This is a genomic window from Streptococcus sp. FSL K6-1323 (genome assembly GCF_038630745.1).
Taxonomy (GTDB): Bacteria; Bacillota; Bacilli; order Lactobacillales; family Streptococcaceae; genus Streptococcus; species Streptococcus salivarius_D.
The window spans coordinates 2,102,760-2,114,880 of record NZ_CP152039.1 but is presented as its reverse complement, the minus strand read 5'-3'; the positions used below and the strand labels follow the sequence as shown (position 1 = coordinate 2,114,880).

The following is a 12,121-nucleotide window of genomic DNA, read 5'->3' as shown; positions in this document are numbered from 1 at the left end:
AAATATGTTAAAAAAACACCGGAACACTTGCAGACAAATTTGCAATCGTTTACAATCGGTTTATCAAGTCAATCAGATATTGTCAAAAAAGAAAAGGAGATTCAAATGGGTAAATTTGAACAATAAGCCAAAGATCTGCTTGCTGCAATCGGTGGTAAAGAAAATGTGACTGCTGTTACTCACTGTGCGACGCGTATGCGTTTTGTTCTTGGTGATGACAAGAAGGCAAATGTGAAAACAATCGAAGCCATTCCTGCTGTTAAGGGGACCTTCACCAATGCAGGTCAATTCCAAGTTATCATTGGTAATGATGTGCCAATCTTTTATAACGATTTCACTGCTGTATCAGGGATTGAAGGTGTTTCTAAAGAAGCTGCTAAATCAGCTGCCAAGAGCAACCAAAACCCAGTTCAGCGTGTTATGACAACCTTGGCGGAGATCTTTACGCCTTTGATTCCAGCTTTGATTGTTGGGGGGGCTTCTTCTTGGTCTGCAAAATGTCTTGGGTAGTATCCAATTCAGTAATCTAGGTGGTAAAACAATTGTTGAGGTCTCGAAATTCTGGGAAGGGGTTAATGAAATTGTTTCAGTCATCAGTGGTGCTATCTTTGGTTTCTTGCCAGTAGGTATCACATGGTCTGTCTCTCGTAAGATGGGGACAAGTCAAATTCTTGGTATTGTACTTGGGATTTGCTTGGTTCATCCTAGCTTGCTTAGTGCCTATGAATATGCGGCTCACAAGGCTGCGGGAGATGTTCCACACTTTATCCTTGGTTTTGAAAAAGTTGGTTACCAAGGACAAGTTATTCCAGCACTCTTGGCTGGTTTGACACTCTCTTATCTTGAAATTTTCTGGCGTAAATATATTCCAGAAGTTATCTCAATGATCTTTGTGCCACTCTTATCATTGGTTCCAGCAGTTATCCTTTCTTACGCTGTTCTTGGTCCAATTGGTTGGTGGCTTGGAGGCCTTATCTCAGGTGTGGTATTGGCCGGTTTGACTGGTCCTGTTAAATGGCTCTTCGGTGCGATCTTTGGTGCCATCTATGCACCATTTGTTATCACTGGTCTTCACCATATGACTAATGCGATTGACCTTGAGTTGGTGCGTACTGCTGGTGGTACTGGTTTATGGCCGATGATTGCCCTCTCTAACATTGCACAGGGTTCAGCAGTATTTGCGTACTACTTTATTAAACGTCACGATGAACGTGAAGCACAAATTTCACTTCCAGCAACTATTTCAGCTTATCTTGGTGTCACTGAACCAGCACTTTTTGGTGTTAACGTTAAGTATGTCTATCCATTAGTAGCAGGTATGTCTGCCTCTGCCTTGTCAGGATTGCTCTCAGCAGTCTTTGGAGTTCAAGCAAACTCTATTGGTATCGGTGGTCTTCCAGCTATTCTCTCAATTAAACCTCAATATTGGGCAATCTTTGCGATTATTATGATTGTTGATATTGTAGTTGCTATGGTATTGACATTCCTCTTCCACAAAACTGGATTTTTAACGAAAACAGAGGAAGATGGGCATGCACAAGAAGCGCTTAAAGAAGCTTCAGAAGGTTTGGTACAACCAACGGTTCTTGCTGAGTCAGCAGAGGTTGTTAGCCCACTTGCTGGCCAAGTTAAACCGCTTAGCCAAGCAACAGATCCTGTCTTCTCATCAGGTGTCATGGGACAAGGTGTCGTGATTGAACCAAGTCAAGGTGAATTGGTTTCACCAGTGAATGGTACAGTGACAGTACTCTTCCCAACTAAGCACGCCGTAGGTATCGTTTCTGAAGAAGGTGTTGAAATGCTAATGCACATTGGTATGGATACGGTTAGTCTTGACGGAAAAGGGTTTGAGGCTCATGTTGAACAAGGTGATAAAGTTGTTGTTGGTCAACAATTGATTAGTTTTGATATGGATGTTATCAAAGAAGCTGGTTTGGTCACTGAGACTCCAGTAATCATTACAAATCAAGATGATTTCCAAGCAGATGTTGAAGGTGATCTTCCACGTGATATCAAACGTGGGGATGTTCTCATGACTGCAACACGTACAAAATAATGACACATGAGGGGTGGAGGTATCAAGGCTCCGCCCCCTTGTTAAAAAGAGGTTAAACAAATGGCATTAGATAAAACAAAGGTTGTTTACCAAATTTATCCAAAATCATATAAGGACACTACAGGAAATGGAATCGGTGATTTCAGAGGAATCATTGAAAAAATTCCTTATCTAGCAGAGTTGGGCGTGGATATGGTTTGGCTCAATCCTTTCTATCCGAGCCCACAACGTGACAATGGTTACGATATTTCAGACTATACAGCCGTCAACCCTGTCTTTGGAGATATGGCTGATTTTGAAGAAATGGTCCGTGTCGGTAAGGAGCACAAGATTGATTTCATGCTAGACATGGTACTTAACCATTGCTCAACGGAGCATGAGTGGTTCCAAAAAGCATTGGCTGGTGACAAGTATTACCAAGATTTCTTCTTCATTCAGGACCAACCAACCGATTGGTTATCTAAATTTGGTGGTTCTGCCTGGGCTCCTTTTGGAGATACAGGGAAATACTATCTTCACCTCTTTGATGAAACACAGGCAGACCTCAATTGGCGTAATCCCAATGTTCGTAAGGAGTTGTTCAAGGTGGTCAACTTCTGGCGTGACAAGGGAGTTAGAGGTTTCCGTTTCGATGTGATCAATTTGATTGGGAAAGATGAGGTCTTGGTGGATTGCCCTGAAAATGAAGGGAAACCAGCTTATACGGATAAACCAATTGTTCATGACTATCTTCGTATGATGAATGAAGCGACCTTTGGTTCTGATGATAGCTTTATGACAGTTGGAGAGATGTCATCGACAACCATTGACAACTGTGTTTTGTATTCAGCACTGGAGCGCCACGAGTTGTCTATGGCCTTTAACTTCCATCATCTTAAAGTAGACTATGAAGATGGTCAAAAATGAACCATTACTCCTTTTGATTTTGAAGAGCTCAAACGTCTCTATCATACTTGGGGCAAGGAAATGAGTGAACGTGGTGGTTGGAGTGCCCTTTTCTGGAATAACCATGACCAACCTCGTGCCTTGAATCGCTTTGTAGATATCAAGAACTTCCGTAATGAAGGAGCGACCATGCTAGCAGCTAGCATTCACTTGTCACGTGGAACTCCGTATATCTACATGGGCGAAGAGATTGGAATGATTGATCCAGACTATGATTCTATGGCAGATTATGTGGATGTCGAATCCATCAATGCCTACCAGATGCTTTTGGACCAAGGTAAGTCTCCTGAGCAAGCCTTTAAGATTATCCAAGCTAAGTCACGTGATAATTCACGTACGCCAATGCAATGGGATGCTTCTGAAAATGCAGGTTTTTCAACAGACACTCCATGGTTGAAAGCTGGTAAATCTTACAAAGACATCAACGTTGAAAATGAAATCGACGGACCAATCTTTAAATTCTATAAAGAATTGATTCGCTTGCGTAAAGAAATGCCGATTATTTCAGAAGGCAGCTATCAGCCGGCACTTGAAGATAGTCAACAAGTCTATGCATTTGAACGTCACTTAGATGGTCAAAAACTCTTGGTACTCAATAATTTTTATGGAAGTGAAGCAGAAGTGGAGATTCCAGCAGAATACCAGTCAGGGCGCGTGCTCTTATCAAACTATGACGATGCAGAGCTTGCTGAAAAGGTAAGTCTTAAGCCTTATCAAACCCTAGCAATCTTAGTAAAATAAGCCAAACTTTCCTCAGTAAATGCTTTTGCTGGGGAATTTTGTTATAATGAAAGCACTTTTAATGTTGATGGAGGAAGTGTAATGACACGCTTACAAGATGATTTTTACCATGCGATTAATGGTGAGTGGGAAAAAACAGCAGTGATTCCCGATGATAAGCCACGTACAGGTGGTTTCTCAGATTTAGCAGATGAAATTGAAGACCTTATGCTTGAAACGACTGATCAGTGGTTGGCAGGAGAGAATATTCCAGACAATGCTATTCTACAAAACTTCATTAAGTTTCACCGTATGGCTGCGGACTTTGACAAACGTGAGGCATTGGGTATCGAGCCTGTTAAACCTTGGATTGAAGAATACAAGAAGCTTTCCTCATTCTCAGAATTTGCTTCGAAAATTGCTGAGTACGAGATGTCTGGTAAACCTAATGCGTTCCCATTCGGTGTATCTCCAGACTTTATGAATGCTCAATTAAATGTCCTCTGGGCAGCAGCGCCAAGTATTATTTTACCTGATACAACCTATTACACTGAGGATAATGAGAAGGGCAAGGAGCTTTTAGGAATTTGGCGTGAAATGGAAGAAGAACTCCTTGAGAAATATGGCTTTACAGCTGAAGAAATCAAAGATATCTTGGACAAGGTTATCGCCCTTGATGCTAAGTTGGCCAAGTATGTCCTTTCGAGTGAAGAATCTTCCGAGTATGTGGAACTCTACCACCCATATGATTGGGAAGACTTTACCAAGCTAGCACCGGAACTCCCACTTGATAACATCTTCACAGAAATCTTGGGACAAGTTCCTGATAAAGTTATCGTTCCTGAAGAGCGCTTCTGGACAGAATTTGCGGCAGAATATTATTCAGAAGATAATTGGGAGCTACTTAAGGCGAGCCTACTTATCGATGCTACGACAATTTGGAATGCCTATTTGACAGACGAACTTCGTGTTCTATTTGGAAAATATGGTCGTGCGCTTTCAGGAACACCACAAGCCTGGGACAAGAAAAAAGGAGCCTACTATTTGGCACAAGGACATTACAATCAGGCTCTTGGACTTTGGTATGCAGGCGAAAAATTCTCTCCAGAAGCAAAAGCAGATGTTGAAGCGAAGGTGGCAACTATGATTGATGTTTATAAATCACGCCTTCAAACAGCAGATTGGTTGGCTCCTGAGACACGTGAAAAGGCTATTACGAAACTCAATGTCATCACACCTCATATCGGTTATCCAGAAAAACTACCTGAGACATATGATAAGAAGATTATTGATGAGAACTTGTCACTTGTTGATAATGCACAGAAGTTAGTCGAAATTTCAGTTGCACATAGTTGGAGCAAGTGGAATCAACCTGTTGATCGTAGTGAGTGGCATATGCCTGCCCACATGGTTAATGCTTACTATGATCCACAGCAGAACCAAATTGTTTTCCCAGCAGCTATCCTTCAAGCACCTTTCTATGATATTGCACAAAGCTCATCAGCCAACTATGGTGGTATTGGTGCTGTCATTGCTCACGAGATTTCCCATGCCTTTGATACAAACGGAGCTTCCTTTGATGAGAATGGTAGTCTTAAGAACTGGTGGACTGAGGAAGACTATGCAGCCTTTAAGGAACGTACTGACAAGATTGTGGATCAGTTTGAGGGCTTGGATTCTTATGGTGCCAAGGTCAATGGTAAATTGACTGTTTCTGAGAATGTTGCTGACCTCGGTGGTGTAGCCTGTGCCTTAGAGGCCGCTAAACGAGATAAGGATTTTTCAGTTCGTGAGTTCTTTGTTAATTTTGCGACAATCTGGCGTATGAAAGCACGTGAAGAATACATGCAAATGTTAGCTAGCGTGGATGTGCATGCTCCGGCTAAATGGCGCACCAATGTTATCGTGAGCAACTTCGACGAATTCCACAAGGAATTTGACGTTAAAGAAGGCGACGGCATGTGGCGTGCCCCAGAAGATCGTGTGATTATTTGGTAATAATGATGAAATCTGTCCTAAAATGGATGGATTTCTTTATTTTTGTCGTTGTAAGGGTTTACAAAAATTGAATAAAGAGCTATAATAATATTGTTCAAAAGCTTGTGATTTTTTTAACAAGTGCTTAAAAGGAGTTTTATATGACTAAAGAAATTAAACAAACTAAAGATATTCAAACAGTAATTGATGAATTGGCAATAAAGGGGGTTGAAGCCCTCAATGAAATGGCTGACTTTACACAGGAGCAAGTGGATCACATTGTTCACCATGCAGCAATCGCAGCGCTTGATAAACACATGTATCTTGCAAAATTGGCTGTTGACGAAACAGGTCGTGGTATTTATGAAGACAAAGCTATAAAAAATATGTATGCTTCTGAATATATTTGGAATAGCATCAAAAATGACAAGACAGTCGGTGTTATTGCTGAAGATAAAGAGCAAGGTTTGGTCTCTATCGCTGAGCCGGTAGGTGTTATCTGTGGGGTAACTCCAACAACTAATCCAACATCTACTACTATTTTCAAAGCTTTGATTGCGTTGAAAACACGTAACTCAATTGTATTTGCCTTCCACCCATCAGCTCAAAAATCATCAGCAGAAGCTGCGCGCATTGTTCGTGATGCTGCTATTGAAGCTGGTGCACCTAAGAACTGTATTCAGTGGATTGAAGAGCCATCTATCGAAGCGACTGGTCTCTTGATGAACCATCCTAAGATTGCCACAGTACTTGCGACTGGTGGACCTGGTATGGTTAAAGCAGCTTACTCAACTGGTAAACCAGCACTTGGTGTAGGAGCTGGGAATGTACCTGCCTATATTGCGGCAGATGCTAAAGTTAAACGTGCTGTCAACGATATCATTCTTTCAAAGAGTTTTGACAATGGTATGATTTGTGCTTCTGAACAAGCAGCTATCGTTGATGCAGCTATTTATGACGAAGTTAAGGCTGAATTTGAAGCACATCAATGTGTCATCATTTCTAAAAAAGCCGACATTGCTAAATTGGAAAAAGTCGTTCTTAATGAAGCGCGTACAGCTGTAAATGGTGCCATTGTAGGTCACTCAGCTATTGAAATCGCTGAAAAAGCTGGTCTTAAAGTTCCTGCAGGTACAAAATTGCTTTTGGCAGAAATTCCAGATGCAACAATGGAACACCCACTTGCCTTGGAAAAATTGTCTCCAGTACTTGCCCTTATCAAATCTGATGGCGTTGAAGATGGATTCAAAAAAGCAGAAGGTATGCTCAATTTGGGTGGTCTCGGACACACAGCTGTTATCCACACTGAAAATGAAGAGCTCCAACTCCAATATGGTATTCGCATGAAAGCCTGCCGTGTCTTGGTAAATAGCCCATCAGCTGAAGGTGGTATCGGTAATATCTACAATAACATGATCCCATCATTGACTCTTGGTTGTGGCTCATACGGACACAACTCAATCTCTCACAATGTTAGTTCATTTGACCTTCTTAACGTAAAAACATTGTCAAAGCGTCGCAATAATATGCAATGGTTTCGCGTCCCACCAAAAATCTTCTTTGAAAAAGACTCAATAACATATCTGCGTCATATCAAAGCTAAGCGTGTAATGTTGGTCTGTGATCCAGGTATGGTTCAGTTTGGCTACGCTGCCTTGGTTAAACGCCAATTGGAACTCAACCGTCACGATCCAATGATTGAAGTTTTCTCAGATGTTGAGCCTAACCCATCTACGAATACGGTTTATAAAGGCTTGGAACGCTTTGTAGACTTCCAACCAGATGTCATTATTGCCCTTGGTGGTGGTTCTGCAATGGATGCGGCTAAGGCTATGTGGATGTTCTTTGAACACCCAGATGTAAGCTTTTTCGGTGCTAAACAAAAATTCTTAGATATTCGTAAACGTACCTATAAGATTCCATATGCTGAAAAGACCACATTTATCTGTATCCCTACAACTTCAGGTACGGGTTCAGAAGTAACGTCATTTGCGGTTATCACTGATAGTGAAACTCATATCAAGTATCCATTGGCAGATTACGCTTTGACTCCGGATATTGCTATCGTCGACCCTGCTTTGGTTATGAGTGTACCTGCCAGCGTTACGGCAGATACAGGTATGGACGTTTTGACTCACGCTATTGAATCTTATGTATCAGTCATGGCTAGCGACTATACACGCGGACTTTCACTTCAAGCGATTAAACTTGTTTTTGAAAATCTTGAACATTCTTACCGTTTTGGTGATGAAGAATCACGTGAAAAAATGCATAATGCGTCAACAATGGCTGGTATGGCCTTTGCCAATGCCTTCCTTGGTATTAGTCACTCATTAGCACATAAGATTGGTCCAATGTACAATATTCCACACGGACGTACCAATGCAATTCTTCTACCTCACGTTATCCGCTACAATGGTCGTGATCCTCAAAAACACGCCATGTTCCCTAAATATGACTACTTCCGTGCAGACAAGGATTATGCTGATATTGCTCGTTTCATGGGATGGGGTACTGACAAACAATCAGATGCTGAATTGGTTGAACTTTTGGCACAAAAAGTATACGAATTAGGTATTGCCGTTGGTATTGACATGAACTGGAAGGGACAAGGTGTCACTAAGAAACTTCTTCAAGACACTGCCTATACTTTGGCCGAACATGCTTATGAAGACCAATGTACAACAGCTAATCCGAAAGAACCGCTTATTTCAGAATTGAAAGAAATTATCGAAATTGCCTTTGATTATAAAGGGTAAGTGATAGACTAAAGTAGCTCTATAAGGGCTACTTTTTTTGCCAGGAATCTTCTATATTAGAGTGTTTATCCAAATTAAAAATAAAGGACTTTCTTGAATAAGATAGAAAAACGCTTTAAGAATTGTTATAATAACCTTACAGCAAGATAAGGAGATTCCTATGACAAAAGAAGAAGGGCTTAGCTTGGGTGAAACAGCACACCCTCTTAAGCCTCATAAAATGGGACCATCGGGGGCTCTCATGGAAGGGAATAGAGCGACTAATAAGTTTAAAGAGTTTAATGCTGATAGGATGGTGAGTGTTCAATTCAATCCTAGTCAACAAGTAAAAGAATCAAAGGAGCCAGTAACCTCAAAGAATATTGTGGGGATGGTATCAGGTGTGATTGCAGCGATACTCACCATACTTTTGATCGTTTGTCTCGTGATGGGATACCGTTATCGAGCCGCAAGCATTGAGGGCGATTGGACAAGCCCAACCTTTAGTGAGAAAATGTTAGCCACTCTGAAAGATACTGCTAATACTAAGAATAAAGTTAGTAATGCTTTACCACAAGGTCAAAATCTTATCACCGATATCAATACAGCAATGAGTATTACTGACAATAAGGCTCACTTAAAAGTGAGCTTTGTTTACAATCGTAAAGGTCTTTATCAGGCTTACCAGAGTAGAGTTACTGAATTGAAAGGTCAGTACGGTGAGGAGTTCTCGGAGGTTTTTGATAGTTATTCATTGTCAGAAAAAGACTACTATAAACAGTTTGATGAGACAGTGAAGAAAGAACTTCCAAAGAGCTATACCTACGATGCCAAAACCGGTCGTGTCACAACAACTGCTTTTACGGGAGATATTAACCGTTGGGAGCAAACAATCACTGTGGATAAGGCTGGAGATTCAGATGCTTTTAAAAAAGGTGATGTCTTAGATTATACGCCTAACAATGAAGGCTTTACTATCAAGGCACACAGTGAATTCGGTGACATTAGTTTTACAAAAAATAAATAAAAAAGGAAATTAAAGGGGAATATAAATGACAAGAGCAGAATGGTTGGACTATTTTGAGACGGTAAACGGACGTAAGCCGAGTGTTCAGGAAATGGCGGATGCTTTGAAAGCTGGAGAGTTTGTTAATGAAGCACCAGCTAAAGCTGAAGATACAGCTACTACTGAACCTATTAAGGTTGAGGCAGAAATCGTCGAGACAAGCACTAGTCCTCTACCAACAGAAACGGCACCAGCGGTAACAACAACAGCACCTTCTATGGTTGCTTTTCCAGAAGGACAAGTAGCTATGGCAAATTTGGCTCCTAAAAAACCAATGGATCCCAAAAAGAAAAAACGCATCCTAGTCTCAGTTTTGTCAGCGGTAGTCCTCGTCTTCTTATGTATCGGTGGCTTTATGACTTACCGTTATGTGACAGGTAATATTGATGGCAAATGGTACAGTAGTTCTCTAGGTAGAGAGTATAGTTCAAGCATGTCTGAAAGTTTGACAGACTTGGATAGTAAGGAGCTTGAAAAGTACTTTACAGATACTGCTGTAACCATGAAGGTAAAAGGTAGCAATGCGAAGGTGACTGCTGGCTATACTTTTGACAAGAAAACTTACATCAAGGATTATCGTGAGAGGGTTCAGAAGTCCTTCTCAGCCTTTGGAGATTTATTTAAAGCCTTCTATGGAGATTCCTTTGAAAACTATTATAGTGAGGAAACTATAGAAAAAGAACTTGATGAAGCTCTTGAAAAAGCTGCAAAAGACAGCGGTCAAAAGTATGATTCGAAGACAGGCGAAACAACGACAACCCTTTTCAAAGGGAAGGTTAGTCGCTTGGGACATAAGATGACTGTTACTTCTGTCAACAAAGACGTTGATATTGATGGTCTCAATGTGAAAAAAGGCCAAGAGCTAAAAGTGACTAAAAAAGATAAGAAAGTAACGCTTAGTGGTGATGGCAAATCAAAAGATATTACTTTCTCAACTAAGAATGACACCAAAGATAAATTTTAAGATGACATCTGGAATAGCTATTCCGGATTTTTTCATGTCTTTGAGAGGAGAAAATAGGGTGATATCCGAATGATTTTCTCACAAGTCACAATACGTGTAGAAATATTCTGACAATTATGCTACAATAGAGCCACAGACTATCTAAAAAGAGGATTTACCATGACACTTGTATACCAATCAACACGTGACGAAAATAATAAAGTAACAGCTAGTCAAGCTATTCTTCAAGGTTTGGCAACAGATGGTGGCTTGTTCACACCGTTGTCAACGCCTGAGGTTGCTTTGGACTTTGATCAATTGAAAGACGCTTCTTATCAAGAAGTTGCTAAATTGGTCTTGTCAGCTTTCTTGGATGATTTTACTGAAGAGGAATTGGATTACTGTATCACAAATGCTTATGATGACAAGTTTGATACAGCTGCCATTGCACCAGTAGTTAAACTTAAGAACCACTACAACCTTGAACTTTTCCATGGTTCTACTATCGCTTTCAAAGATATGGCCCTTTCAATCTTGCCATACTTGCTAACAACATCAGCTAAAAAGCAAGGTGTTGATAATAAGATTGTCATCTTGACAGCGACATCAGGTGACACTGGTAAGGCTGCCATGGCTGGTTTTGCAGATGTTCCTGGAACTGAAATCATTGTCTTTTATCCAAAAGACGGTGTTTCAAAAATCCAAGAATTGCAAATGACCACTCAAACAGGAGCTAATACTCACGTTATTGCCATTGATGGTAACTTTGATGATGCTCAAACAGATGTGAAACGTATGTTTAATGATGTTGATTTGCGTGAGAAATTGTTGGCTCATCATACGCAATTCTCATCAGCTAACTCAATGAACGTTGGTCGTTTGGTACCGCAAGTGGTTTACTATGTATATGCCTATGCACAGTTGGTTAAGGCAGGTCATATCCAAAACGGAGATAAGGTGAACTTCACAGTACCAACAGGAAACTTTGGTAATATCTTGGCGGCTTATTATGCACGTCAGATTGGTGTTCCAGTTGGCAAATTAATCTGTGCTTCTAATGAAAATAACGTCCTTACAGACTTCTTCGCAACAGGTACTTATGACAAGAAACGTGACTTCAAGGTAACAACAAGCCCTTCTATGGATATCTTGGTATCTTCTAACTTGGAACGCTTGATTTTCCACCTTCTTGGTAATGATGCTACTAAGACTAAAGAGCTTATGGATGCACTTGTGACTAAGGGTGAGTATACTTTGGCTGATGCAGATAAAGATATTCTTGATTTGTTTGCAGCAGGTTTTGCAACTGAGGATGAAACAGCTGCTGAAATCAAGCGTGTCTATGATGAAGACAAGTATATCGAAGATCCTCATACAGCAGTTGCCTCAGCTGTTTACGAAGCATATGTTCAAAAGACAGATGACCACACACCAACAGTTATCGCTTCAACAGCTAGCCCATACAAATTCCCACGTGTGGCTGTTTCAGCTGTCACTGGTAAAGACAGTGGGGATGATTTCAAAGCAGTAGAAGATTTGCACCAACTTTCAGGTGTAGCTATCCCAGCGGCTGTAGATGGACTTGAACATGCAGAAGTTCGCCATAAAACAGTTGTTGCGGCAGCTGATATGCAAAAAGCAGTTGAAAGCTATCTTGGTGTATAAGAATAAAAAAA

General features: G+C 40.8%; 5 protein-coding genes and 2 pseudogenes. All 7 read left to right on the top strand.

Features of this window, described 5'->3' with window-relative positions; all coding sequences use genetic code 11:
- Nucleotides 1–135 precede the first annotated feature (135 nt).
- The 7 genes and pseudogenes from treP to thrC all read left to right on the top strand — a co-directional run bounded on the left by treP (nt 136) and on the right by thrC (nt 12,110).
- Nucleotides 136–2,056 (top strand): annotated as a pseudogene (gene treP / locus NST80_RS09885) (PTS system trehalose-specific EIIBC component).
- 60 nt (nt 2,057–2,116) lie between these two features.
- Nucleotides 2,117–3,742: pseudogene (gene treC, locus NST80_RS09880) on the top strand (alpha,alpha-phosphotrehalase).
- Between the two features lie 81 nt (nt 3,743–3,823).
- The gene (locus NST80_RS09875) at nt 3,824–5,719 is read left to right on the top strand and encodes a M13-type metalloendopeptidase (protein WP_118172206.1); all 1,896 of its coding nucleotides are present in this window, start codon (nt 3,824–3,826) and stop codon (nt 5,717–5,719) included.
- A 140-nt stretch (nt 5,720–5,859) separates the two neighbouring features.
- The gene (gene adhE, locus NST80_RS09870; RefSeq protein ID WP_002887036.1) at nt 5,860–8,457 is read left to right on the top strand and encodes a bifunctional acetaldehyde-CoA/alcohol dehydrogenase; all 2,598 of its coding nucleotides are present in this window, start codon (nt 5,860–5,862) and stop codon (nt 8,455–8,457) included.
- A gap of 160 nt (nt 8,458–8,617) precedes the next feature.
- Nucleotides 8,618–9,463 carry a hypothetical protein gene (locus NST80_RS09865; protein WP_002887035.1) on the top strand — a complete coding sequence of 282 codons (846 nt, stop codon included), beginning with the start codon at nt 8,618–8,620 and terminating at the stop codon, nt 9,461–9,463.
- Nucleotides 9,464–9,488: 25 nt separating this feature from the next.
- A complete protein-coding gene (locus NST80_RS09860; protein ID WP_045769372.1) occupies nt 9,489–10,466 on the top strand; it encodes a hypothetical protein in 978 nt (325 codons plus the stop codon).
- A gap of 159 nt (nt 10,467–10,625) precedes the next feature.
- A complete protein-coding gene (gene thrC / locus NST80_RS09855; RefSeq protein WP_045769373.1) occupies nt 10,626–12,110 on the top strand; it encodes a threonine synthase in 1,485 nt (494 codons plus the stop codon).
- Nucleotides 12,111–12,121 lie beyond the last annotated feature (11 nt).

What these genes read in the sequence shown, in the direction of transcription:
- NST80_RS09875 (WP_118172206.1), top strand. Translation starts at nt 3,824, where the DNA reads ATGACACGCTTACAAGATGATTTTTACCATGCGATTAATGGTGAGTGG.
- adhE (WP_002887036.1), top strand. Translation starts at nt 5,860, where the DNA reads ATGACTAAAGAAATTAAACAAACTAAAGATATTCAAACAGTAATTGAT.
- NST80_RS09865 (WP_002887035.1), top strand. Translation starts at nt 8,618, where the DNA reads ATGACAAAAGAAGAAGGGCTTAGCTTGGGTGAAACAGCACACCCTCTT.
- NST80_RS09860 (WP_045769372.1), top strand. Translation starts at nt 9,489, where the DNA reads ATGACAAGAGCAGAATGGTTGGACTATTTTGAGACGGTAAACGGACGT.
- thrC (WP_045769373.1), top strand. Translation starts at nt 10,626, where the DNA reads ATGACACTTGTATACCAATCAACACGTGACGAAAATAATAAAGTAACA.